The organism is Deltaproteobacteria bacterium (genome assembly GCA_016210005.1).
GTDB lineage: Bacteria > Desulfobacterota > Binatia > HRBIN30 > JACQVA1 > JACQVA1.
Genome location: JACQVA010000156.1, coordinates 1 through 24,904, shown reverse-complemented (window position 1 = coordinate 24,904; position 24,904 = coordinate 1). Strand labels below are relative to the sequence as shown.

Annotated in this window: 22 protein-coding genes; 12 read left to right on the top strand and 10 right to left on the bottom strand. The window is 67.0% G+C overall.

Going from position 1 to position 24,904, the window contains the following annotated elements:
- The 5 genes from HY699_14820 to HY699_14800 form a co-directional block, all read left to right on the top strand.
- Positions 1–178, top strand: a 178-nt coding sequence (locus HY699_14820; protein MBI4517077.1) for a GIY-YIG nuclease family protein, incomplete at its 5' end; no start/stop codon positions are given.
- A gap of 219 nt (positions 179–397) precedes the next feature.
- Positions 398–1,654: a glutamate-5-semialdehyde dehydrogenase gene (locus tag HY699_14815; protein ID MBI4517076.1), complete on the top strand. Its 1,257-nt coding sequence runs from the start codon at positions 398–400 to the stop codon at positions 1,652–1,654.
- A gap of 21 nt (positions 1,655–1,675) precedes the next feature.
- Complete coding sequence (locus tag HY699_14810) at positions 1,676–2,371, top strand: nicotinate-nucleotide adenylyltransferase (GenBank protein ID MBI4517075.1); 696 nt, start codon at positions 1,676–1,678, stop codon at positions 2,369–2,371.
- The gene (gene rsfS, locus HY699_14805; protein ID MBI4517074.1) at positions 2,358–2,759 is read left to right on the top strand and encodes a ribosome silencing factor; all 402 of its coding nucleotides are present in this window, start codon (positions 2,358–2,360) and stop codon (positions 2,757–2,759) included. Before HY699_14810 ends, rsfS begins: the two co-directional genes overlap by 14 nt.
- Positions 2,760–2,773: 14 nt before the next feature.
- The gene (locus tag HY699_14800) at positions 2,774–4,069 is read left to right on the top strand and encodes a tetratricopeptide repeat protein (protein MBI4517073.1); all 1,296 of its coding nucleotides are present in this window, start codon (positions 2,774–2,776) and stop codon (positions 4,067–4,069) included.
- A 211-nt stretch (positions 4,070–4,280) separates the two neighbouring features.
- On the opposite strand, the gene amrA is transcribed toward HY699_14800, so the two are convergent.
- The 5 genes from amrA to HY699_14775 all read right to left on the bottom strand — a co-directional run bounded on the left by amrA (position 4,281) and on the right by HY699_14775 (position 10,292).
- The gene (amrA, locus tag HY699_14795) at positions 4,281–4,871 is read right to left on the bottom strand and encodes an AmmeMemoRadiSam system protein A (protein MBI4517072.1); all 591 of its coding nucleotides are present in this window, start codon (positions 4,869–4,871) and stop codon (positions 4,281–4,283) included.
- Positions 4,861–5,286: an NUDIX hydrolase gene (locus HY699_14790; GenBank protein MBI4517071.1), complete on the bottom strand. Its 426-nt coding sequence runs from the start codon at positions 5,284–5,286 to the stop codon at positions 4,861–4,863. Before HY699_14790 ends, amrA begins: the two co-directional genes overlap by 11 nt.
- 112 nt (positions 5,287–5,398) lie before the next feature.
- Entirely contained in the window at positions 5,399–7,387 is a 1,989-nt protein-coding gene (locus HY699_14785) for a PAS domain S-box protein (protein MBI4517070.1), read from the bottom strand.
- A 3-nt stretch (positions 7,388–7,390) separates the two neighbouring features.
- Positions 7,391–7,834: a response regulator gene (locus HY699_14780; protein MBI4517069.1), complete on the bottom strand. Its 444-nt coding sequence runs from the start codon at positions 7,832–7,834 to the stop codon at positions 7,391–7,393.
- Positions 7,800–10,292: a CHASE3 domain-containing protein gene (locus HY699_14775; GenBank protein ID MBI4517068.1), complete on the bottom strand. Its 2,493-nt coding sequence runs from the start codon at positions 10,290–10,292 to the stop codon at positions 7,800–7,802. The genes HY699_14780 and HY699_14775 overlap by 35 nt, the downstream gene beginning before the upstream one ends.
- 263 nt (positions 10,293–10,555) lie before the next feature.
- On the opposite strand from HY699_14775, the gene HY699_14770 reads away from it, so the two are divergent.
- The 3 genes from HY699_14770 (at position 10,556) to HY699_14760 (ending at position 14,862) form a co-directional block, all read left to right on the top strand.
- Positions 10,556–11,731: a hypothetical protein gene (locus HY699_14770; protein MBI4517067.1), complete on the top strand. Its 1,176-nt coding sequence runs from the start codon at positions 10,556–10,558 to the stop codon at positions 11,729–11,731.
- 1 nt (position 11,732) lies between these two features.
- Positions 11,733–13,364: an amidohydrolase gene (locus HY699_14765; protein ID MBI4517066.1), complete on the top strand. Its 1,632-nt coding sequence runs from the start codon at positions 11,733–11,735 to the stop codon at positions 13,362–13,364.
- Positions 13,365–13,896: 532 nt separating this feature from the next.
- A complete protein-coding gene (locus tag HY699_14760; GenBank protein ID MBI4517065.1) occupies positions 13,897–14,862 on the top strand; it encodes a phosphotriesterase in 966 nt (321 codons plus the stop codon).
- A gap of 29 nt (positions 14,863–14,891) precedes the next feature.
- Here the strand turns inward: HY699_14760 and rsmI are convergent, their stop codons facing one another.
- Positions 14,892–15,725, bottom strand: a complete 834-nt coding sequence (gene rsmI / locus HY699_14755) for a 16S rRNA (cytidine(1402)-2'-O)-methyltransferase (GenBank protein ID MBI4517064.1) — start codon at positions 15,723–15,725, stop codon at positions 14,892–14,894.
- Positions 15,726–15,908: 183 nt separating this feature from the next.
- On the opposite strand from rsmI, the gene HY699_14750 reads away from it, so the two are divergent.
- The 4 genes from HY699_14750 to HY699_14735 are packed head-to-tail and all read left to right on the top strand — an operon-like array spanning position 15,909 to position 20,339.
- The gene (locus tag HY699_14750; GenBank protein ID MBI4517063.1) at positions 15,909–16,364 is read left to right on the top strand and encodes a hypothetical protein; all 456 of its coding nucleotides are present in this window, start codon (positions 15,909–15,911) and stop codon (positions 16,362–16,364) included.
- A 56-nt stretch (positions 16,365–16,420) separates the two neighbouring features.
- Entirely contained in the window at positions 16,421–17,365 is a 945-nt protein-coding gene (locus HY699_14745) for a COX15/CtaA family protein (GenBank protein MBI4517062.1), read from the top strand.
- A gap of 33 nt (positions 17,366–17,398) precedes the next feature.
- Positions 17,399–19,879: a CoA transferase gene (locus tag HY699_14740; protein MBI4517061.1), complete on the top strand. Its 2,481-nt coding sequence runs from the start codon at positions 17,399–17,401 to the stop codon at positions 19,877–19,879.
- 19 nt (positions 19,880–19,898) lie between these two features.
- Entirely contained in the window at positions 19,899–20,339 is a 441-nt protein-coding gene (locus HY699_14735) for a universal stress protein (protein ID MBI4517060.1), read from the top strand.
- Here HY699_14735 and HY699_14730 read toward each other — a convergent pair.
- The 4 genes from HY699_14730 to HY699_14715 form a co-directional block, all read right to left on the bottom strand.
- Positions 20,287–21,267: a YihY/virulence factor BrkB family protein gene (locus tag HY699_14730; protein ID MBI4517059.1), complete on the bottom strand. Its 981-nt coding sequence runs from the start codon at positions 21,265–21,267 to the stop codon at positions 20,287–20,289. The two genes, HY699_14735 and HY699_14730, sit on opposite strands and share 53 nt — an antisense overlap.
- Before the next feature lie 12 nt (positions 21,268–21,279).
- A complete protein-coding gene (holA, locus tag HY699_14725) occupies positions 21,280–22,683 on the bottom strand; it encodes a DNA polymerase III subunit delta (protein ID MBI4517058.1) in 1,404 nt (467 codons plus the stop codon).
- A gap of 57 nt (positions 22,684–22,740) precedes the next feature.
- The gene (locus HY699_14720) at positions 22,741–24,537 is read right to left on the bottom strand and encodes a long-chain-acyl-CoA synthetase (protein ID MBI4517057.1); all 1,797 of its coding nucleotides are present in this window, start codon (positions 24,535–24,537) and stop codon (positions 22,741–22,743) included.
- Between the two features lie 4 nt (positions 24,538–24,541).
- The coding region (locus tag HY699_14715; protein ID MBI4517056.1) for a GIY-YIG nuclease family protein at positions 24,542–24,904 on the bottom strand (363 nt) is incomplete at its 5' end.

Sequence of the window (24,904 nt, the reverse complement as noted above, 5' to 3'; positions counted from 1 at the left end):
GTTCTGCGTTTACATCCTGGCCAGCAAACGGAACGGCACGCTGTACATTGAGGTGACCTCACATCTGGCAACGCGGGTGTGGGAGAAGCAGCTGAAGAAGTGGCGCCGCGCCTGGAAGATCGAGCTGATCGAAGCTCGGAACCCGGACTGGCCAGACCTCTATGACGAGATCGTGTAGCGCTGGCGGGTGGTAGCGAGCCGGTGCCGTGGATTCCCGCTTTCGCGGGAATGACAGATTGCGTCCCTTTCGGCCATGGGCCTCGGCCTGACAGTACACAGTACTGTCAGACCGGTGAGGATTTGCCCGGTCGGCTGCAGGTTACCCACAAATTTGTCGCACACCCCGGAGTTATGGTCACCCTTGGCGGCTGGCCGTGGTTCTTGTATCGTCCGCGGCATGGACACCGAAGCCTTGGTGGTCGATCTCTGCAAAGCCGCGCGAGCGGCCGGGCGGGCTCTTGCCTTAGCCTCCACCGGCGCGAAGAACACGGCGCTGCGCACCGCCGCCACTCAACTGCGGGCACAAAGTGCCGCGTTACGTACCGCCAATCAACGCGACGTGGAGGGCGGCCGTGCCACCGGTCTCTCGCCGGCGCTCATCGACCGGCTCACGCTGACCGACTCGCGCATCGAGGCGATGGCGGTCGGGCTCGAACAAGTCGCTCTGCTGCCCGACCCGGTGGGCGAGACGCTGGCTATGTGGCGCCGGCCTAACGGCTTGGAGATCGGGCAGATCCGCATTCCGCTCGGCGTCGTTGGTGTGATCTACGAATCGCGCCCCAACGTCACCGCCGACGCCGCCGCGCTGTGCCTCAAGGCCGGCAACGCCGTGGTGCTCAAGGGCGGCTCCGAGGCCTTCGCCAGCAGCAAGGCGATTGCAGACGTCATCCGGCAGGCCGCCACCGACGCCGGCCTGCCCGCCGCCGCAGTGCAGCTGCTCCCGACCACCGACCGGCAGGCGGTGCAGGTGCTACTGCGCCAGAGCGAGTACATCGACGTGATCGTTCCGCGCGGCGGCACCAGCTTGATCAAGGCGATCACCGAATCGTCGGCGATTCCGGTGATCCAACACTACGCCGGCATCTGCCACACCTTCGTTGATCGCCACGCCGATCTGGCGATGGCGGAAACCATTTCCTTCAACGCCAAGGTACAGCGTCCGGGCGTGTGTAACGCAATGGAGACACTGCTGGTACACCAGGCCGTGGCCGCGCAATTTCTGCCGCCGATGATCGCCCGTTTGCGCTCGGCCGGGGTCGAGATTCGTGGCTGCGAGCGCACCCGCGCGATCATTCCGGATGCCGGTGCAGCTACCGAGGAGGACTGGCGCACGGAGTACCTGGACCTGATCCTCTCTGTAAAAGTGGTTGACTCGCTGGCGGACGCTATTGCCTTCATCAACCGCTACGGCACGGGCCATTCGGACGCGATCATCACGGATCATTACGACCGCGCCCGGCGCTTCCTGCGCGAGGTGGATTCGGCGGCTGTGTATGTCAACGCCTCCACCCGCTTCACGGACGGCTACGAGTTCGGCTTCGGGGCCGAGGTCGGCATTTCGACCAACCGCCTGCATGCGCGCGGGCCGATGGGGTTGCGCGAGCTGACCACGTATAAGTACGTCATCTACGGCAGCGGTCAGATTCGCGAGTGACTGGCGCCGGGGGAGCATCGCTTGCACGCCTCGCGGCCGCCCGCCATCGCCCGTCTCGGCATCTTCGGCGGGTCATTCAATCCGATTCATCTCGCCCACCTGCGCAGTGCCGAGGAAGTGGCCGAAGCCTTGCGCTTGGATCGCGTACTGTTTGTCCCAACCGCCAGTCCGCCGCACAAGTCGCCCACCGAGCTGGCGGCCGCACCCCAGCGTTTGGCGATGGTGCGCCGCGCCATTGCCGGCAATCCGAGCTTTCGGGTGTCGGCTATCGAGCTGGAGCGCCCCGGCCGGTCCTACTCGATCGACACCGTGCGGGAGCTGCAGCGCCGCCATCAGGCCGCCACTCTGTTTCTCATCATCGGCATGGACCAGTTTCGCGAGCTGGCCACGTGGAAGGACTATGGCGAGTTGCTGACTGCGTGCGACCTGGTGGTCACCTCACGCCCCGGGCAGCAATTTGTCGTCTCGCTGGCGCCGCTGCCGGTTGCCGCGCGCGCGCAGTTTTGCTATCAAGCGAGTCACAAACGGTATAGCCATCGGACGGGGACGGCGATTCATTTCTTACGCATCAGTGATCTGGACATCTCGGCATCGGCGATCCGCAGCCGTGTGCGCCGCGGGGCTTCCGTTCGCTATCTCGTTCCGCCATCCGTTCATCGCTACTTGCTGCAGCACCAGCTGTACCGCGGGAGGCTGAAGACCGTTGCCGGCGCCTAACTCCCGTGAGACCGCCCTGCTCTGCGTCCGCTTCGCGCTTGAGAAGAAGGCGTACGATCTCGTCTTGCTCGAAGTCGGTCCGCTGACCTCGCTGGCCGACTACTTTCTGATTTGTACCGGCCGCTCCGATACGCAGGTGCAGGCCATCGCCCAGGGCATCGAGGAGAATCTCAAGCAACTGGGCGTCCGCTTGCTGGCGATGGAAGGTTACAGCCGCGGGCAGTGGGCCCTGTTGGACTTCGGCGACGTGGTGGTGCACATCTTCTACGAGCCGGTGCGTGAGTTTTACGATCTCGAGCGCTTGTGGGCGCACGCGCCGCGCGTCACCCTGCCGGAGCCCTACCGCAGTCAAGCCCGCGAATTGGGTCTGGCTGGCGCTCTGAGCTGACCCAACGGAGCGAAATGAAGCGCGCCCTGGTCATTGGTGCAGGCTTAGCCTTGGTATGCGCGGTGGCTTACCTGGCGTGGCTCAATCCGGCGCGGGTGGAACTGCACCTGACGCCGTCCTACTTGGTCGCGCCGCCGCTGGCGGCGGCGCTCGCCTTCGCCTTTCTCGCGGGCGCGGCGCTGGTGCTGGGCGGGTTCGGGCTGCTCGGCGCCGGGCGTTCGCTGCGCCGGTGGTGGCGCGGCCGCCGCCTGCGGCGCGTTGCCCGGGCCGATAATTTGGCACAAGCGGGCGAGGCATTGCTGTGGGAGGGCGACAGCCAGCGCGCCCGCACCCTGCTGCTACGTTCGTGGCGGCGCGATCCCGGGCATCAGCGCGCGCTGCTGGCTGCCGCTGCCTCTCATCTCACTGATGGTGAGCCGGCGGCCGCGGAGCGGCTGCTGCGCGAGGCCTTGGCCCAGCGCCGGGGCGACCCCGAGCTGCTGCTCTCTCTCAGTGACGCCTGCGCCCGGCAGGGCGATCATGCGGGCGCCATTCAAGCCCTCGAACAAGTGCGCGCGCGCCACCCCAACGCCGCCCACGTGCTGGCGGCGTTGCGCGAGCAGTACGTTGCCGCCGAGCGCTGGTCGGAAGCGCTGGCAAGTCAGAGCCTCTACCTGCGCTCGCTCAGTCAACCGGCGCTGCTGGTGCGCGAACGCCAGCGCCTGCTCGGCTTGCAGTACGAAGCCGCACTCGCCCTCCCCGCTCCGGCGGAGCGGAGCGCGGCGCTGGAGCAGTTGGTCGATGCCCACCCCACCTTCGTGCCGGCGCTGGTGAGCTTGGGCGACGCGCTCGCCGACTGCGGCCTCAGCCCGCAGGCAGTGGAGCTGTGGCAGCGAGCGCTGCGGGCGGTGCCGCGCACGATCCTGGTGGAGCGGCTGCTGCGACACGCCGGCGACGGACGTGCCCGCGAGCAGTGTGCGCACGCGCTGCGCAAGGCGCGCCCGGCCAGCGTTCGTCCCGAATGCGTACGGCTGTGGCAACTCCAGCTGCGGCTGAGCAGCGCCACGGCCGAAGAGACCATGCGCGAATTAGACGCGGTGGCAGCCAGCATGGGCGCAACCGCGATGTTTCGCCGTTTGCGCGCCGATGCCTTGCGGCAACTCGGCCACTTCGAGCAGGCACTCGACGAGTACGCGGCGGCCGCGGCTAGTCCCGCAGACTGGTTCTGCTGCCGTAGCTGCCGGCAAACCACCCCGGCCTGGAGCGGCCGCTGTCGCCACTGCGCCAGCTGGGACAGCTATCGCGCCGCGGTTGAAATTGCGGCCGATTAGTACGTGCGACGGCGTGCGCCTCCGGTACATGCGGCGCGCGCCCGCGGGCCGCGGTCATTCGCGCTGCCCGGTCCCCGCGCCACCTGCGGTCCCCAGTGACTAATGCACTCTCCCGCCCCGCAATCCGCAATTCGAAATCTGCAATGCCGTAGGTCCGCAGTTGCCGGCACCGGCTCTCCTCGCATCTCGCTGCGGGCTGCGGGGCTTGGCCTTACCCACAACGCGGGTCTCTGGGCCCGGTCTCGCCGCGGTCGTTGAACACCTCCGCTTGGAAGCGGAAGAGCTGGCAGCCGGGCGCGCGCCAGGCATCCGGCGCCAGCTCGGCTTTGCGGCAGGCCTCGCTGAGGAAGCGCTCGCGGTCCCAACCGTAGCGGGTAGCGACCTGCGGCAGAAAGACGCCGACTTCGGTTCCGCTGGTGACGCAGACGCCGTCGCGGCCGACGGCAACCTCTTCCGGCGTGGCCAGCGTTGGCGCCGACAGGCGCGAGATCTCGATCTCGGTGTCCGGCAGCTCGGCCTGGCTGAGTGGCGGAAATCGCGGGTCTTCCATGGCCGCGACCACCGCCAGGTGAATCACGTTCTCGTAGAGCGAGCGCTCTGCCGCCAACGTGCCGATGCAGCCGCGCAAACGGCCCGAGGTGTGAAGGCTGACGAAGACGCCGCAGCAGCCGAGCAGGGCTGCGCTAGTAAGCTGCAGGCTTGGGGAGTCGGCGCCGGTCAGCACGGCCGCGATGGCCGAGCGCGCCAGCCGCAGCAGCTCGGCGCGCTCGGCCAGCTGCAAGGGCTGAAACTCAGGCGCCATGAAGCGGCCGCACGCCACTGCGCCGGTAGCGGAAATAGTCCGCCAGAATCACTTCGTGATCGAATGCCAGGGGTCGCGGCAGCGTAGCCTCGGTGAAGATACCGGCGTCAGCCGCGTCGTCGCCGGCCGCGGGCGTGCCGCAGGCGCGGCCCAGAAAGACCGTGGCGATGGTGTGGCGGCGGGGATCACGCTGCGGATCGGAGTAGGCGTAAAACAGCTCCGTCAGAGTTACCGCCAGCGAGGTCTCCTCGCGCGCCTCGCGCATAGCCGCCGCCTCCAACGTCTCCCCATAGTCGACGAAGCCGCCGGGCAGCGCCCAGCCGAACGGCTCGTGACGCCGCTTGATCAGCACCAGGCCGCCCTCGACCTCGATGATCACATCAACAGTGGGAGCAGGATTGCGTGGCGTGTTCACAGGTCCAACACTGCGCAAACGCTAACACGCCCGCCCGCGCCCGGTCAAATTGAGCCCGCCGCCGGTTTCGCTCCGTTGTAAGAGAAGTCCCGGTTGGGTGAGGCGGTACAGCTTAGGCCGCGCGTGCGAGCGTGAAGTAGAACGTTGCGCCTTCGCCGACCGCGCCCTCGGCCCAGATGCGGCCGCCGTGGCGATGGATGATGCGCTGCACGGTGGCCAACCCGATGCCCGTGCCTTCGAACTCCGTCCGATCATGTAAGCGCTGGAAGGGCGCAAAGAGACGGTCTGCGTATCGCCGATCGAAGCCGGCGCCGTTGTCGCGAACGAAAGAGACCAGTTCGTAGTCGGGACTGGAGGCTGGAGACTGGGGGCTGCAATCCGTAACCGGTAACCGCCCGAACTCAATCCGCGCGTTCGGCTGCTTGCTGGTGTACTTCCAGGCATTGCCGAGCAGATTTTCGAGCACGACGCGCAACAGGCGCGCGTCGGCGTTGGCGACCAGGCCGGGGGCGATGACGAACTCCACCTGGCGCTCCGTTTGGGAGCGGTGCAGCTCCATGGCAACGGTGTGCGCCAGTGCACTGAGATCCGTCAGCTCCAACCGGATGTCGTCACGGGTGACACGCGCCAAGCCCAGCAACGCCTCGATGAGCTGCTCCATGGTCTCGGCGGCAGCACACACCCGCTCGAGGTAGTGGCGGGCCTCGGGAGCGAGCGCCCCGGCGTAATCTTCGAGCAAGATTCTGCTGAACCCGTCGATCGCCCGCAGCGGCGCGCGCAAGTCGTGCGAGACCGAAACGCTGAATGCCTCCAGCTCCTTGTTGGCGCTCTCCAGCTGCGCAGTGCGCTCGGCCACTCGCCACTCCAGATCGGCGTTCAAGCGGCGGATCTCGTCTTCGGCCTGTTTGCGCTCGGTCACGTCGGTCAGCGTACCGGTGATACCCACAACCGTGTCTTCTTCGAACTGCGGCCGGCTGGACGTGCGCACGAATCGTATCGCCGCCTGTTTGGTCAAGACGCGAAACTCAAATGGCTCCACCTGGCCCGAGAGCGTGCGCCGAAAGCTGCCCGCAACCGTGGCCAAGTCATCGCGATGCACGAAGTCAGCAAACGGCCTCCCGATAATATCTTCGGGTCGGTAGTCGGAGATGCGGGCGATGGCCGGGCTCATGTACGTCACCACGCCTGCGAGATCGACGCTGAAAATCGCGTCGCTGAGGTTCTCCACCAGCACCCGGTAGCGCTCGTCTAAACGACGCCGGGCGGCTTCCGCCTCCTTGCGTTCGGTGATGTCGCGGACGATGGTCAGCACCAGCAGCTCGCCATCGATGGTTACCGGGCCGAGCATGATGTCGGCCGGGAATTCACTGCCGTCTTTGCGGCGCGCGTACAGGTCCAGGCCCGAGTCCAAGGGGCGCGCGACCGGCCGCGTGCTGTAGTCGGTGCGAAGTCCAAGGTGACGCTGCCGCAACCGTTCGGGGACCAGTACCTCGACGGGCTGCCCCAGCAATTCGCCCGGCGCGTAGCCGAAGAGCTGCTCGGCGTGGCGGTTGGTAAAGGCAATGCGGTGATCGCTGCTGTTGGCGATAAGGGTCGCATCCGGGGCCGACTCGATCAGTGTGCGAAAGCGGGCTTCGCTGGCGCGCAGCGCCGCCTCGGCTTGCTCGCGCTGCCGGCGTGTCTCGCGTTCCGCCAAGGCGCGTGCGACCACCGGGACCAGACGTTCCAGGCGCGTCTTCATAACATAGTCCGTCGCCCCGGTCTTGAGGCTCTCGACCGCTTGCTCCTCCCCGATCATGCCGGAGATGAGAATGAACGGAATATCGAACCCGCGGTGGCGCAGAATGTCGAGCGCCTGCAGCCCGCCAAACCCCGGCAGGCTGTGGTCGGCCAGTATCAGGTCGTATTCGAGACCTGGCTCGTGATCGCCGCCGGCTGCGAGCGCAAGCTGGGCGAGGAATTCCGCTCGCGTCTCCACCCGCGTCCAGTTGCAGGTGTAGCCCGCCTCTTCGAGGATAGCGACCTCGAGTTCGGCGTCTGTAGCGCTGTCCTCCACGATGAGGAGCCGTAGCGCTTCGCCTGTAGTTCTGGCGTCGCCCATTTCTCAGCCCACCTTCCCCGGCGGCGGCTGATTGGTCAGCACCCAAAACAGCCCGATACTTTTCACCGCGCCGGCGAACTCCTCGAACTTTACCGGCTTGACCACGTAGGCGTTGGCACCGAGGCCGTAGCTGTCGATCAGGTCTTGCTCTTGGCGCGAGGAGGTAAACAGGACCACGGGGATGCTGCGCAACTCGGGATCGCTCTTGACCTGACGCAACACGTCCATTCCGTCGCGCCGGGGCATCTTGAGATCGAGCAGGATCAGCATCGGGTTGTCTGCGGCGCGGGCGCTGAACTCTCCGCGCCGGTAGATGTAGTCGAGTGCGTCGGCGCCGTCAGCGACGTGCACGACTTCGTTGGCCAGGCAGTATTCGCCGAGCACGGCCATGGTCAGCTCGGCGTCTTCCGGGCTATCTTCCGCCAATAGAATCTTGTGATTGGTCACACGGTGTTCCTTTCCAAATCGGCAAGGCGAGGTAGAAGGTGGCGCCGCCGTCCACTTGGCCTTCGGCCCATACGTGGCCGTCGTGCCGGTGCACGATGCGCCGCACGGTGGCCAGGCCGATGCCGTTGCCGGCGAAATCCTTTGCCGGGTGCAGCCGCTGGAAGACGCCGAACAGCTTGTCGGCATACTCCATGTCGAAGCCGACGCCGTTGTCGCGCACGAACAGCACGGTGTTGCCGTTCTGGCGTCCCACCGTGCCGATTTCGATGCGGGCCTGCGCGCGCGGCGCGGTGTACTTGATGGCGTTGGACAACAGGTTGATCCACACCAGCCGCAGCAGCGCCGGGTCGCCCGCGACTACCGGCAGCGGCGCGATCTCCCAGGCGATCGTGCGGTCGGCGGCCTGCACCAGCAACTCCTCGCGAATGTCCTCGATCAGGGCCGACAGAGCCACTGGCTGCCGCCGCAGCTCGCTGCGCGCGGTCCGCGAGAACGCCAGCAGCTCGTCGATCAGCGCCCCCATTTTGGTCGCGGCAGCGGCCATCGTGTGCACATAGCGCGTGGCGGTGTCGTCGAGCGCGGTCGCGCGCTTGAGCAGCAGCTTGGCAAACCCGTCTACGTGGCGTAGCGGCGCGCGCAGGTCGTGCGCCACCGTGTAACAGAACGCTTCCAGCTCCTGGTTGCTGGCTTCGAGTTGGGCGGTGCGCAGGGCGACGCGCTGCTCGAGTTCCTCGTTGAGCCGGTGGACTTCCGCTTCGGCGCGTTTGCGCTCGGTCAGATCCGCGACGAAGGCGATGGCTTGGTCCGGCGAGCCCTCAAGCAGCGCCACGCCCACCAGGACCGGCACCCGCACGCCGTCTTTGCGCACGTATTCCTTCTCCCACGGCTCGGTGACGCGGCACGATTGCAGTTGCAGCAGCGCCTGCTCGTCGCCGGCGCGGTGCTCCGCCGGGGTCATGTCCGCCCAGCGCACACGCCCGGCGGCAAGGTCCTCGCGGGTGTAGCCCACCAGCCTCAGAAAAGCGTCGTTGGCTTCGCTGATGTTGCCGTGTGTGTCGGCCAGGATCACGCCGATTAGACCGGATTCCGCCAAGCGCCGCAGCCGGCCTTCCCGGTCGCGCAGCAGCGCTTCTGCGCGAGTGCGCGCCCGCAGTTGGGCGCGGATAACCAGCGCGAACAGGGCAACCAGCGCGAGACCTCCGAGCGTGGCCAGGGGAATGAACGTGGTCGTTCGCGTGGTCTGAGCGCGCATCGCGTCGTCGCGGGCGGCGAGTTGCTGCTGCTCCCGGCGGGTCATCGCGGCAATCACGGCGCGAATGTGGTCCATCGCGCGCTTGCCGCGATCGCTCAACACCAGCTGCTGCGCCGCGGCGAAACCCTCACGGCGGCGCAGCTCGATCGCCTCCCGCAGCTCCGCCAGCTTCTCGGCAATCAGCGGACGCAGCGCTTCGAGTCGCCGCTGCTGCTCCGGGTCATCGGTCGCCATCCGGGCGAGTTCGTCGAGCTTCGGCTGGAGCGTCGCGATGGCCGCGAGATACGGTTCCAGATACGGCTCGCTCCCGGTGATCAGGTAGCCGCGCTTGCCGGTTTCGGCATCCTGCACCGCCGTGAGCACCGCCATCAGTTGGCTGACTTCCGCATGCGAGTGTTGCCGCAGCTGCGCCGCGGCGACCAGGCGGTTGAGGTTGCGCACCGCAATGATGCCGACCGCGACTAGAAACACTAGGGCGGTGGCGATCAGGACACCGGTCGCCCGCTCGACGCTCCAGTTCGCCGCCAGGCTTCCCGTGGCTTTGGCGAAAGCCCGCTTGGCCAGGGGCGTAAGTCCGCGATCCGTGGTGGCACACAGCACGCCCGCCGACAGGATCAAGAACGCCAGCGCCGTGTGCAGCGCGACACCGGTGTAGGATTCGAGGCGATAGAGCGCGGGCAGGTCGTAGACGTAGCCAACACAGACGATCGTCGATGACAGACCGACGACCAGCGCCGCCGCCTGCGCGAACCCGACGCCACGACCGCGCATCGTCAGCAGCGCGAGGCTCAGCAGGACGAAGTTGATCGCAGTAGCGGGCGCCATGCGCCCCGGGTGCGAACTCTGCAACCCGCCAGCGTCAGCGAAGAACAACTGGTCGATACCTGCGTCCCAACCAAACCGGTACTCCAGCAAGGTGCCGAAGCCGATGGCGGCGACGGCAATCGCGCACAGGCTGGCGATTGCGCATTTCGGACTGCGGATTTCGGATTGCCTGGAGGAATGGAAGCGGAGAGCGACGCCGCTGAGCGCGAACGCCAGCGCCGTGTTGGGCTTCATGGTGACGGCCCCAGGCAGGATGGACTTCAGCGCCGCAACCTCGAGCAGCCAGCCCGCCAGCACCAAGGTGCCGGCGACTGCGCCGGCAGCGCCCGCCGCGCGGGCTATCTGCTCGGAGGATGTGTGTTGATGCTCCTCGGTGTTCATAGTTCGCGCGATCCCTCGCTCTGTCAGCGAATCGCCGGTCTGAGCGAGGCACGATTCTTTAAAGTGCCTTGCAAGGCAGCAATCAGTGCGCCAGTCCTCCGACAAGGCGGACACCGCGTTTTTCCAGCCTACCACGGCGAAGCCGTCCAGGATTCGGAAAATGGGTGTTGGATCTGGAATCAGAACGGACACGCAAGCCCCGAGACCTGTCCGGCGCCGACATCTCGACAAGCGCTGCGAGCTTCTATAGACACGCCCACGTGATGGCGAAGGTCCCGATCGTCGAGCGGATTGAGCTTTTCCCGGTGTACGTGCCGTTTCGCGCGGCGGTGCGCGAGGCCATGGCGCGTTCGGAAGGCGGGCTGGGAATGGCTATCCCGGCGGAGCAGGCGTGGAGCGGCAGCGACTTCGTGATCGCGCGCCTCACAGCCGAAGACGGCTCGCGCGGCGTCGGCGAGGTCTTCGTGTGGCTGCCCGAAACCGGGGTGTCGCCGGCCCAAGTGATCGATGCCGTCAGCGGCGGCTTGGCTCGCTACCTCCTCGGCGAGAGCCCTTTCGCCGTTGAGCGCTTGCGGGCACGAATGGATGCCAACGTCGCCCGCAGCGAGGTGGCCAAGGGCCTGCTCGACATGGCGGCCTATGATCTCATGGGACACATGGCGAGCCGTCCGGCCCACGATTTCATCGGCGGCCGCGGCGCCGACACTCTGCCGCTAGCCGCACTGATCCCGCTCGCCGATGCCGACTTCATGACCAGCATGGCGCTGGCATTCCAGAGCGGCGGCACCGCCACCTTCCGTCTCAAGCTCGGCCGCGGCGCCGAAGCCGACCGCGGCATCGTCGCACAAGTGCGCGAGGCCCTCGGGCTTACAGCCCGCCTGCGCGTTGACTACAACCAGGCGTACACGCCGGACGAGGCGGTGCGCGCGATTCGCGCTATCACACCGTACGGCATCGACTGCGCGGAACAGCCGGTGCGCGCCAGCGACTGGCTCGGCATGGCGCGCGTGCAGCGCGCTGTCGAAGTGCCGCTGATGGCGCACGAGGGCTGCTTCTCGCTCACCGACTTCACCGCCCTGGTCGAGCTGGGTGCGGTGCGCGTCCTCGGCGTGAACAGCGAGCGGCCCGGCGGCATCACGCAGGCGTTGCGCGCCATCGACTACGCCGCGGCCCGCGGCCTGGGCACGATACTCCACAACCAGCCGCTGGGCATCGCCTCGGCCGCACAGGTACACCTCGGCGCCGCACGGGCAGCGGTTCTCGGCCACGCCATGGAGCTCTTCGGCCACCTCATGCTCGAAGACGACCTCATCGTGGAGCCGCTCGATTACTCCGGCGCCCGGGTGCATGTACCCGACGGCCCGGGGCTCGGCGTCACCCTGGACGAGGGCGCGCTCGAACGCTACGCCACCGCACCCGCGGTTGTGCTCGAGCGCTGACATGCCTGCGGACCCACCAGCAGCGCTCTACACCGGCGGTGAGATCGTCACGCTCGCGCCCGGCCACGCGCGGCCTGAGGCCCTCGCCACAGTTGGTGATCGCATCGTTGCCGTCGGCGAGGAGAGTGAGTGCCGCGCCGCACTGCGCTCGGCGGGGGTTGCGGACTTCAGTCATCTCGATCTCACCGGCCGATGCCTGTTGCCCGGTTTCATCGACACCCACCTGCATCCGATCGCCCTGGTCTACTTCGATCTCAATGCCGACTTGCGCGGGGTGCGCAGCATCGCCGAGCTGCAGGGTGTGCTGCGAGCTGCGGCCGCGCGCTTGCCGCCGGGTGAGTGGCTGGTGGGACTGCGGCTCGAAGATGCCGAGTTGGCCGAACGGCGGCTGCCGGCGCGCCTCGAACTCGACGCGGTGAGCGCCGAGCGCCCGATCGTCGTGCTCAAGCACGACGGCCACAGCGCCGCCGGCAACAGCCCGGCGTTGGCCGCCGCCGGCATCGCTGCCGGTACCACCGATCCGCCGGGTGGCCGCATTGAACGCGATACCGCGGGCGTGCCCACCGGCCCCTGCCGCGAAAGTGCTGCGCAGCTGCTTTTCGGTGCCGTACCGGTCTCTTCGTTGGAACGGTTGCAAGCGACGGCGCGCACATCATTTGCGCGCCTGTCGGCCTGCGGGATAACGTCGGCTGGGGTGGTGTTGCAGACCGACGAAGAAGGGCCCGGCGGCGCGGCGGGACGCCTTGAATCGTTGGCGCTGCAACTGCTGCTCGGCGAAGTGCCATTCTGTACCTACGCGATCCTCATTGGCCGCAGCGTCGGCGCCGCGCTGGCGGCCCGCTCCACGCCGCTGCACAATCCCAGCGCCGGACGCCGCGTCGGCGGCTTCAAAATATTCGCCGACGGCACCTTTGGAAGCTGCACCGCCAGCCTGCGCGAGCCCTTTGCCGATCGGCCGGAAACGCGCGGTTTCCTGACGCTCGCTGAGGACGAGATCTTCGCGCGCATGCGCGCCGCGCACACCGCTGGGCTGCAAGTCTGCGTGCACGCCATCGGCGATGCCGCCGTCGAGCGCTGTGTGACGCTATTCGAGCGACTACTGCGGGAACAGCCGCGCCCCGATCACCGCCACCGCCTCGAGCACGCCTCGCTGGTGCCGCCCGGGGTGATCGGGCGCATCGCCCGCTGCGGGCTGCATGTCTCCACGCAGCCGCTGTTCATTCACTCCGAGAAGACCTGGCTGCCGCGGCGGCTGGGCGCCGAGCGTGCCCGCCAGGCCTACCCCCTGCGTGCGCTGATCGATGCCGGCATCGTCATCGGTGGCGCCTCGGATGCGCCGGTGGAATCGACCGACGTCCTGCACGCCATCCAGTGCTGCGTCACCCGTGAGGGATTTGCCACCGAACAGGCACTGACGCCGCTCGAGGCGGTGCGGCTATTCACCCGCGACGCCGCGCGGCTGCAGTTCGAGGAGCACGAGAAGGGCACGCTCGTGGCCGGCAAGCGCGCCGACTTGGTGGTGTTGAGCGCCAACCCGCTCGAGGTGGCGCCCGAGCGCATCGCCGGCATCCGCGTTCTACGCACGATCACCGGCGGGCGCGTGGTGCATGATGACCGCGGAGACCTCGCATGAACGTGGCTGGCAGGAATCCTCGCGCGGCGCGACGGGTTTCAGCAGAGGGCTGCCCCGGAGTCTGCGACGTTGACCTTTCGGGGGTGGAACCTGCCGAGGATTACCAGACATTGCCAAGCAACAGCTGGCGAGTGTCATGTCAGGAACCAGAGCCGGAGAAAGTGCCTCCCTCTCCCCGCATTTTTTGCGGGGAGAGGGTTGGGGTGAGGGGTTCCTGCGTTCCTGGCGCCGCCGAAGCACACCAACAGCACGAAGATCTCACTCGTTCGGCGAATCCTCTTCTTCGCCTTCGTCCACTCGTGGTGATCCCTTCCTCTTCATTAGCCTGGAGGCGGCGTACGATTTCAGAAGCGAGGCGCGGAGGTCCAAGGATGAACCCCTCACCCCTGCCCTCTCCCCGCACAACCATGCGGGGAGAGGGAGCGGAGTCGTAGAGATACGGAGCCAGGGAGCGGCATGCAAAGCGATGGGGGTGGAGCGATGGCACCGTAACAGCGGGCGGGTTTCAGATCATTAGATCAAGGAGTTAGCAATGGCATTGCTCAATACGGTTCTCGGTCCCTGCAACGCCGCCGACCTCGGCGTTACCTTGATGCACGAGCATCTGCTGATCGGCTGGCCCGGCTGGAACAGCGACACCGCAGCGCCGGCCTTCAACCGCAAGGACACGCTGCGGTTGTGCATCGAGCGCATGCAAGAGCTGAAGTCCCTCGGCTTGCGCACCTTCGTTGATCCGTGCCCGATCGATCTCGGGCGCGACGCCGAGTTCGCCGCTGAGGTCGCGCAGGCCACCGGCGTCAACATCATCTGCGCCACCGGCCTGTACAAAGAAGACACCGGCGCCGCCCCGTACTTCAAGTTCCGCGCCCAGTTCGGCCGCGACGTGGTCAGCGAGATGACTGAAACCTTCGTGTCAGAGCTCACCCAAGGCATCGGCTTGACCGGCATCAAGGCCGGCATCATCAAGGTTGCCACCGGCGCGCACAAGATCACCGCGTACGAGGAGATGGTGCTGCGCGCCGCTGCACGCGCACACAAGGCCACCGGGGCCCCGATTACGACGCACACTGACGAAGGTACGATGGGCCCGGCGCAGCTCGATATCTTCGCTTCCGAAGGCGCCGATCTGCGTCGCATCATCATCGGTCATTCGTGTGGCAGCAGCGACCTCAAGTACCACGTCAGCATGCTCGAGCGCGGCGCCCTTCTCGGTTTCGACCGCTTTGGGCTCGACATCCTGCAGCCGGATCGCGTGCGCACCGCCGCGCTCGTCGGCCTGCTCGGCATCGAGTTCCACAACCAGATCGTGCTCTCGCACGATACCGTCTGGTGCTGGCGCGGCCGCGGCTTTCAGGCGCCGGAGGGACTGTTGCCGAACTGGAACCCGGCCCACATCTTCAAAAACATCGTGCCGGCACTGCGCGAAGCCGGGGTGCCGCAGGCCAAAATCGATGCGCTGCTGATCCATAACCCGCGGCGCTACTTCGCCGGGGCGTAAGGCCGGACCGCTGGCCGGTAACCGCGCCCTCAGCCTTCCCGCTTCACGATTCGTTCGTAGACTTCACGCCGGTGCAGCCCGTATTTCATCGCCAGCTGCTCCGCGATCTCGCGGGTGTGGAGACCCTCGGCCTGCAGCCGGTGGATTGCCGTCTCCAGATCTTCGAGTGGTGCGGCCGGCGCCGGGGTGGCGGCACCGGCGATCACCAGCGTCACTTCGCCTTGTACCCCACTGACGTTAAGCCGGCGGAGGACTTCGCCGGCGCTGCCGCGGATGATTTCTTCAAACAGCTTGCTCAGCTCCCGCGCCACCACGATTGCGCGCTCGCTGCCGAGGCTGGCGCAGAGGTCGGCAAGGCAGTCCGGCAATCGGCGCGCGGCCTCGTATGCCACCATCGTGCGGGTCTCGCCCGCCAGCCGGGCGAAGAACTTCTGCCGCGCCGGCCGGCGCGGCGGCACGAAGCCCTCGAAGGCAAAGCGATCGGTCGGCAGCCCCGCCACACTGAGCACAGCGGCAACCGCCGACGGGCCGGGTATAGGCATAACGCGCACCCCGGCTTCGACGGCCGCGCGCACCAGGCGGTATCCCGGATCGGCGATCCCGGGCGTGCCGGCGTCGGAAATCAGCGCAATCGACTCGCCCGCCTTGAGCCGCTCGATTAGCACCGGCGCGCGCTCGCGCTCGATCTGGTCGTAGTAGCTGATCAGCGGGGTATGGATGTCGAAATGCGCCAGCAGTTTGCGGCTGTGGCGGGTGTCTTCGGCGGCCACCACGTGCACCTCACGCAACACCCGCAGCGCGCGCGCACTGATGTCCTCGAGATTCCCGAGCGGGGTCGCGACCACGTAGAGCGTTCCGGCCATGCCCGTATGACGCCTGAACCCGCCGCCGCTTGCAAGCCCGCCCGCGCCAACCGCACGACACCGGTGCGCGACAAATTTGTGGGTAACGTGGTTCGGTGTCATGGCCGTCATTCCCGCGAAAGCGGCCGTTGACAATCGTTGCCGCGCTCGCGTAGCATCCGTTCCCCTGGCAGCGGAGAGGCGATGGAGAACGACAAAGGCCGGATGGAAGTTCTGCTCGAAAACATCGACTCGAAGATCGATCTTCTAGTGGAGGGACACGGGGCGCTCAAGCACGGCCAGGAACAGATCATCAAACAGCTCAATGCGCTCGACGAGCGTGAGAACGTGCACTACCTGGAGCTGAAAGCCGGACAGCGGCAGCTGGACGCCAAGATCTCCGCGGTCGATCAGCGCCTCAGCACCCAGATTGCCGAGGTCGATCACCGCCTGAGCACCCAGATTGCCGACGTCGATCAGCGCCTGAGCGCCCAGATTGCCCAGGTCGATCAGCGCCTGGGCGCCAAGACTGGTGCACTCGACAAGCGCGTCGGTCGCCTCGAAAAGAAAGTCGATCTGCTCAACGACAAACTCGACGGCAAGCTGGCAGACCACGAGAAGCGTTTGCGCAAGCTGGAGCGGCGCAGATCAGCCGCCTAGCGGCCCCGCTCGCATTAGCCGCCGACGAAAAGCAACCGGCCCAACCTTGGCCCCGCGTGTTCGGCACCACCTCCTCAACCCGTTACGCCAAATTCGCCTGGGGTATCCTGGGCTTCAACGTGCTCGTGATTCTCTGGGGCGCGGTGGTGCGCGCCACCGGCTCGGGGGCCGGCTGCGGCAGCCACTGGCCGCTGTGCAACGGCGCGGTGCTACCGCGCGGCCCCGAGGCCGCCACGATCATCGAGTTCGCGCATCGAGTGAGCAGCGGCTTAGCGGCGCTGCTGGTGCTCGCGCTCATCGCCGGCGCCTGGCGCGCCTTCCCACGTGGGCACCGGGTGCGAAGCGCAGCCGTCTGGTCCGGGCTGTTCATGCTGAGCGAAGCGCTGATCGGCGCGGCGCTGGTTCTGCTCGAGTTGGTGGCGCAAAACACCTCGTCCGCTCGCGGGCTCTGGGTGGCTGGGCACTTGGTGAACACCTTGCTGCTGCTCGCTGCGCTGGCTTTGACAGCGTGGTGGGCGTCGGGCGGCCCCGCCATCGCCGTGCACCGGCAGGGCGTACTGCCCCTGCTGATAGCAGCCAGTCTCGGCGGCGTCTTGGTGCTCGGCATGAGCGGGGCGGTAACCGCGCTCGGCGATACTCTCTTTCCCGCTGCCAGCTTGGCTGAAGGCAAAGCGCAGACCTTTTCGGCCACGGCCCATCTCTTCGTGCGACTGCGCCTATGGCATCCGGTGCTGGCGGTGGTATTTGGGTCTGTTCTCCTGATCACCGCTGCGGCCGCGGCGGCGGCCCGCGCCAGCGCCGGCCGCCGGGCTCTTGCCATTGCCCTGGTCGGGCTCTACGTCGCCCAGCTGCTCATCGGCGTTGTCAACGTCTGGTACCTGGCTCCCACCGCCGTGCAGATTGTGCACTTGTTGTTTGCCGACCTGGTCTGGATCGCGCTGGTGCTCTTGGCCGCCAGCGCATTGGCAGCCGATGAAGACACGGCCGTGGCAGCACGTTGACTTCTCGCGCTTCGTCTTCTATCCGGCCAGCGCATGAGTGACGCCCTCGGTCCCCTCAGCGGCATTCGCGTTCTCGAGCTGAGCAACGAGAGCGGCGCCTATTGCGGCAAGCTCTTGGCCGACATGGGTGCCGATGTCATCAAAATCGAGCCACCCGGCGGAGATTCGATGCGGAGCATCGGGCCGTTTTTTGCCGGCCCGCCGCCGCCAGCGGAGCAGGGCAATCGCTCGCTGTTCTTCTGGCACTACCACACCAGCAAACGCAGCCTCATCCTCGACCTGACGCAGCCGAGCGGCCAGGAGCAGTTCCGGCAGCTGGCGGCCACGGCCGACCTCATGATCGAGACCTGCACACCCGGTTACCTCGATGGTCTCGACCTCGGTTACGCACGACTGGCCCGGTGCAACCCGCGGCTCATAGTCATCTCGCTCACCCCGTTCGGGCAGAACGGGCCGTATCGCGATTGGAAGTCATCCGACACCGTGGCGCAGGCGTTGGGCGGCATGCTCTACGTCAACGGCCATCCCGACGAAGCGCCGCTGCGTTCACTGGGCTTGCAGGCCTATCACAGCGCCTCGGCGTACGCCGCCATCGGCGCCGTGCTGGCGCTGCTCGCGCGCGCACGCACCGGCTGCGGGCAGCACCTCGACGTGAGCATCCAGGAATGCGTTGCCGCCACCGTCGAGCACGTCAGCGGCTACTTCCACCAGACCGGGCAGATCGAGGTCCGCCGCGGCACGCTGCACTGGAGCCGCTATTTCCGCGTCGCCAAGTGCCGCGACGGCTACGCGCTGCACTGCAGTCTCGGCGACTGGACTTCGCTGATCGAGTGGGTCAAGGGCGACGGCAAGGCGCAGGAACTCGCCGGCGAGCAGTGGGACGACTTCAACCATCGCCGGCGCAACTGTGTGCGCCTGTTCGACGTCCTCGACGGCTGGGCGGCGGAGTACAGCGCCGCCGAACTGGTCGCGGGCGCCCAGCTGCGCCGCATCCCTTACGCCGCCGTGCTCGCGCCCGAGAGCTTACCTGCCAACCCACAGCTGGCCGAGCGCGGCTTCTTCGTCCCGGTCGAACATCCCGAGCTCGGCCGCGCCCTCACTTATCCCGGGGCCCCGTTTCAATTCAGCGAAAGCAACTGGGCAATCCGGCGCCGCCCACCGCTGCTGGGCGAGCATACGGATGAAGTGCTGCGAGAGACAGTCGGCCCACTGTTGCCTAACTCCGGTGACGTCTCCTCTGCGTCACCTCTCCTTGCGGGAGAGGGCGTGGGCTGTTCGACGCGGCGCGTCCTCGACGGCGTCCGCGTCCTCGACTTCACCTGGGTGGTGGCGGGGCCGGTGGCCACGCGCATTCTCGCCGATCATGGCGCCGAGGTCATAAAGATCGAGCGGCGCGACTCGCTCGACTTCGGCTCGCGTCGCGGTGGGCTGACGGGCAACCTCAACCGCGGCAAGCAGAGCATTGTGCTCAACCTGGCCGATCCACGCGGAGTCGCGCTGGCGAAACAGTTGGCCGCCACCGCCGACGTGGTCATCGACAACTTCAGCGCGCGGGTGATGCGCAACTGGGGCCTGGACTACCAGTCGCTGCGTGCGATCAAGCCCAACATCATCGCCGTCAGCATGTCCGGCTTCGGCCACACCGGCCCGCACAAGGACTACGTCAGCTACGGCCCCACCCTGCAAGCACTCTCCGGCTACACGCTGCTGATGCGCCACCCCGGCGGCGAGCCCGCCGGCTGGGGCTTTTCGTACTCGGACATGGCCGGCGGCTACCACGCCGCGCTGGCGGTGCTGCTCGCGCTGTGGCACCGGCAGCGCACCGGCCACGGACAATTCGTTGATCTCTCTCAGTTTGAGAGCGTCACCGCGGTGCTCGGCCCGCTCCTGCTCGACATCTTGGTCAACCGCGCCACCATCTCGCCGTTCGGCAACCGCTCGCAGGAACGGCCGGCCGCGCCCCACGGCGTCTACCGCTGCCGCGACGACAACGGCGGCACCACGCCGGCGGCGCCCGGCGCCGGCGGCGAGCGCGCGGCCGACCGTTGGTGCGCCATCACCGTGTTCGACGAGCAGGAGTGGCAGCGTTTGTGCGCCGCCCTCGGCCACCCGCCATGGACGCGCGACCCCCGCTTCGCCACACTCGCAGAGCGCCTCGCCCATCAGGAGGCACTCGACCAGTTCATCAGCGGCTGGACCCGGCAACGTGGGGCCGAGGCAGTGATGCACACCCTACAGCGCGCCGGCGTCGCTGCCGGCGTCGTCAACAACGCGCGCGACCTCTGCCTCAACGACCAGCAGCTGCGCGCGCGTGGCTACTGGGCGCACGTAGCGACCCCGGAAGGCGAGCTGCTGGAGTTTGACGGCGTGCCGGTGCGGCTGTCGGCCACGCCCGGGCGGGTCGCCGGCCCAGGGCCCCTACTTGGCGAGCACACCGACTCGGTGGTAGAGCGTCTGCTACATTTGTCCCCGGAGGCGCTTGCCGGCTTGCGCGCCGACCGGGTGATCGCGTGAGCGAGGAGGAGGAGACCCAATGCGAGAGTTCAAGACCATTCTGTGCCCCATCGACTTCTCCGAAGCGTCGTACCGTGCGCTCGAGTACGGCCTGCGTTTCGCGCGGCAATCGGAGGCCACGATCATCTTGATGCACGTTCTGCACAACCCTTCGGATGAGTTCTTTCATCCCGAGGGCTACGTCATCGGCTGGGATCAAGCCAAGGCCAAGGCGAAGGGCTTGCTCGAAGACACCTGTAGCAAGCGCTTGGGCGGCTATGCCAAGACCGAAGTGCTCGTCGACATCGGTGATCCGCACGAACTGATCGTCAATCTGGCGCGCGATCGTCGCGTCGATCTGATCGTCACTTCGACCCACGGCCGCACCGGCTTGGCTCACATGGTCATGGGCAGCGTGGCCGAGAAGGTCATTCGCCACGCACCGTGTCCGGTATTCGTGGTTCGTCAGAACGGCGACTGAGGCGGTTATCGCCGGCCTGCTGATGCGCGCGGCAGACCTGCGCCCCGAACAGAATGATGGCCCAGGCCAGGTAGATCCACGCCAGCAGGGTCGGCACCTGCCAGAGCGCGCCGTAGAGGCCACCGTAGCGCACCAGGCCGATTACAAAGGTGACATAGCCCCACTGCGCGATTTGCCACAGCGTGCCCGCCACCACGGCGCCGAGCACCGCCGACCGCAGCCGCACCTCGGTGTTCGGCAGGAAGCGGTACAGCACGGTGAAACCGCTCCATAGCAGGACGTAGGGCAGCAAGCGCAGGACCGCCAGCAGCGTACCGCCGAGATACAAGGCATCGACTGCACCGTACGCCGCCGTACCGCGCCGAAAGAAGGCAGTCACCGCCAGCGCCAGCAACAGCACCAGCGGCCCAATCAGCGCCACCGCCGTATAGGAGCGTAGCTTGCGCCAGAGCGAGCGGCCGCGCACACCGCCCCAAATGGCGTTGAAGCACATCTCGGCGTTGCCCATGATTCCGAAAACCGCCAGCAAGGCGCCGATGGCGCTGAGCAAGACCACGGCTCGACCCTCGGCCTGATCGATGTAGCGAACGATTTGCAGCGACATCTCCGGCGAGCCGGCGCCGATGGTCTGCATGACGAACGGCGTCAGGCCGCGGTGCAAGCCGATGGCCTTGAGCACGGAGAACAACGTCACCAGCAACGGCGCCATACCGATGAGGGCGTAGTACGCCAGCGTGGCGGCCCACTGGATGCACTGATCGCTCAGAAAGCGGATAACCGCTAGCGGGCCGATGGCGACAAACGCGCGCCAGCCGGCAGTTGCTAGCAGCTCTTCGAGCGCCGCTGCCAGACGCGCCAGCGCCGCCGGCGCCGGCGTATCCGGAGTATGCTGCGCCATCGTCATGCGCCGGCCGCGCTGCCGAGGCACGCCGGCTTCACACTAGTGCGGCGCATCGGCACCCAGCGCAGCCACGGCCGTCTTAGCGGCCGGCCGGCAAAAATCGAGAATGAAGGTCTCGAGCAACAGCACCGGATCGCCGCGCGAGCGCTTGAACTTGAGGTCGATGTTGCTCAACTCGATCAGCGCCCGCTCCAGACGCCGGGCCGGCACGCGCGCCGCGTCGCTGAGGTACTTGAAGACACGAAACGGGTGCATCTTGCCAAAGGCCGCCTCCCCCATTTCGCCCAACAGCGGATGCAGGCGGCTTTGGAAGACCGGGTAGCTGACGCTGCCGCGCCACTTGCCGGCCAGCGGGCCATCGAGACAGTCGCGCGCCGCTAGCAGCAAGCGAATCTCGCGCGCGATCATCGCCAGCAACCGCAGTGGGTGATCGCCTTGGCCCAGCAGATCGCGCAACAAGCGCACGGCGTTCGCCCCCTGCCCGGCTGCCAGTGCCGAGGTGAAGTCGAAGATCCACGACTCCGCCAGGTCGCGAAACCCTGCCTCGACATCGGCGGCGGTGATCGTCTTGGCCGCGCCGACATACAGGCACAGCTTCTCCATCTCCATCGTCAGCCCAGCCACTTCGTTGCCCGCACGCGCGCCGATGCGCTCCAGTGCCGTCGGCTCGAGGCGCAGGCCGAACTCCGCGGCAATGCCGCGGCAGATCTCCAGCACCTGATCCCGACTGACCGCCCCGCTGCGCTCGCGGGCGACGCGCAGATCGACCACCGCCCCGAGCGCATGCAGCTGCTTGAAGACGCGCTTGCGGGCGTCGGCCGCCGCGGCGGTCAGCAGCAGCACCGAGCCCGGCGGCACGCCGCTCTCGAGCAGTTGCAGCAGCAGCTCGCTGTCGTCGTGATAGGCGCTGATCGCCAAACCGCGCTCCTGGCAGTACACCTGCAATGCCCCCAGCGCCTGCACCTGCGCCGGTTCCAAGGCGGTGCCGAAGCACTCCTTGAGTGCGGAGGCGGAGAGCGCGTCGGCTCGCTCGCTGTTGAGTTGCTCCTGGGTCCAACCCGACAGCGCCAGCAGAGTCAATAAGCGCGCCGCCGCTTCGTCGCGCCGCTCGTTGTCGAGCGATTCGAGCACCGCAGTCGTCAGGTCAGCCTTCTTTTCGGTCGAGAGCAGCACCGTGGTCTCACGCACCCACACCACCTTGGTGCCGGGCAGCAGGCCGCGCATGCGCAAGCCGGCCAACGCCGTCACCATCGGCGTGGTACGGCCGTCGTAGATCTCGAGGTTGAAATCCCGGCTGGCGGCCGGCACCAAGGCGTCGATCAGCGCGTGCGCGGCCGCGCCGGTGCTCAACGCCTCGCCGAGGATAAGGTACACCGGACGCGGCTGCTTGCGCGCCGCCGCACACAGGGCTGATACGTCGGTTGGGCCTGGCGCCGCCGTCATGGGCGCACTGTAGCAAAGCCCGGAAGAGAAAACACCGCGCGCTCGACCAGCAACCCGCTACACGCTGACCTCGCCGGCGTCGATACGTCGCGCCACTGTAAGGTCGAGCGCGACATAGGTTCGTTGGCGCTCGTCACGAAAGTACAACGGGTCAGCGATGCGAGTGGGGTCATAGCCTTCGGCCTGTAACCGCAGCTTGGTGTGCTTGAGCGTGCCGGTGACGTCCATCGATTGAGCCAGACGCACGAACAGCGGGCGAGCATACGCCGGCAGTGTCCGTTCGACGAAGGCGTAAAAGGCTGCCGGCTCGAAGCGCTCGCCGGCTGCGAGCACGAGCACCGCCATGCCGGCGCGGCCATCGGTGCCGGGAACTTGCACCCCGTAGACAGCCGTTTCGTTCACGCCCGGCGCGGCGTTGAGCAACTCGGCCACCTCCTGGGTGGCGACGTTCTCGCCTTTCCAGCGAAAGGTGTCGCCGACGCGATCGGCGAAGTAGTAGTAGCCGGCGCGGTCGCGGCGCAGCAGATCACCAGTGCGCAGGTAGCGGTCGTCCGGGCGAAAGCAGTCGCGCACTATCTTTTGTTGGTTGTGGCTTTGCTGCACATAGCCGTCGAAGCTCATCGTCGTCCGCGGCGAGATTTCGCTGAGCAGCTCGCCGACTTCGCCCGGGCGGCATTCGATCAAGCGCCCGTCGTGCCCGCGCGTCAGCGTGCCCGAGGCGACATCGTAGCGCGCCAGCTTCAGCTGCCCGTGCGTGAACGGGGCACAGCGGCCGACCGAGCCGATGCGGCCGCGGCGATTCAGCAGGCTGAGATTGGCCTCGGTCTGCCCGTAGGTTTCGACCACGCGAGCGATGCCGAAGCGCTCGACGAATTCGGCCCATATGTCCGGCCGCAAACCCGGCCCGCCGGCGACCCGGATGCGGTGCTGGCGATCGCGCGGGCTGGGCGGCTGGCGCAGCAAGTAGCGACACAGCTCGCCGACGTACAGGAAGTGCGTAACCCCGTGGCGCTGCACGTCATCGAGGAAGTTGCGCGCGGAGAACTTGCGGCGCGAGGCGAAAGTGGTGCCGTTGTAAAGCGCGGGGGCAAAGCCGGCGAGGTTGGCATAGCCGTGGTAGAGCGGCGTCGGGGCGTAGGCACAATCTCCCGGCCGCAGGTCTAGCAGGTAACGCAAGCCGTAGCCGCCCATGGTGAAGCGCGCGTGACGAATGATGGTCGGCTTCGGATAACCGGTAGTACCGGAGGTGTAGATGTACAGCATCACATCGGAGACGGTGACGTCGGGAATGTTCGGCTCAGCCGTCCCTGCCGCCGCCAGCCCCTCGGGGAGCGAGCGAAAAGGCGTGCCGTGCAGATCGGCGGGAACCGCACCGGCGTAAACCAGCACCTCGGCCAGCGGCCCGAGTTCGCTCAGCCACGGCCAGGCCGCGGCGTCGGCCACCACCACCCGTGCGTTCGCGCTCGCCAGCGCGTGTTGCAGGGCCGGACCACGAAGGTTGGTATTGATCAGCGCGCCGACGGCGCCAAGTTTAGCCGCCGCCCCTTCGGCCATGAGGAAGCCGGGCGAATTCTCCATCATGATCGCAACCACTTCACCGCGCGCTACACCGGCATTCTCGAGCAGATTGGCGTAGCGATTGACACCGGCGTTGTATTCCCCATACGTCACCGTCTCGTCTTCAAAGCGCAGCAGCACACGCTCGGGGATCTTCTCCGCCTGCGCGCGCATGACGTAGCCGCAGGTGGGCAAGCCGCCGCGGCCCGCCCGCTTCAGCGCCAGGCCGATGCGGGCATAAGCCGGCAGCTCGCGGACGTCCTCGACTAGGGTGATGACACGAGAGAGCAGATCCATAGCGTCAGCGCGCCCGAGTGTACCAGGAGCCTCCCCCTGCATGCCACCTTTTCGCGAAGTGAGCGCTGCTCGGGTGTGCGACAAATCTGTGGGTAACGTGCAGCCGACCGGGCAAATCCTCACCAGTCTGACAGTACTGGGTACTGTCAGGCCGAGGCCCATGGCCGAAAGGGACGCAATCTGTCATCTTCCAGGCGCGGCGCCACTTCTTCGGCTGCTTCTCCCGCACGATTGCCCTCTCTCCGCAGCCCAGCGCTTCGTAGTAGACCAGCTTGTCAACGCCGTACTTGGCCGAAAAACCCTCCACTACCTTGCTCTTATGCTGCCACACCCGCGTTGCCAGATGTGAGGTCTCCCCAATGTACAG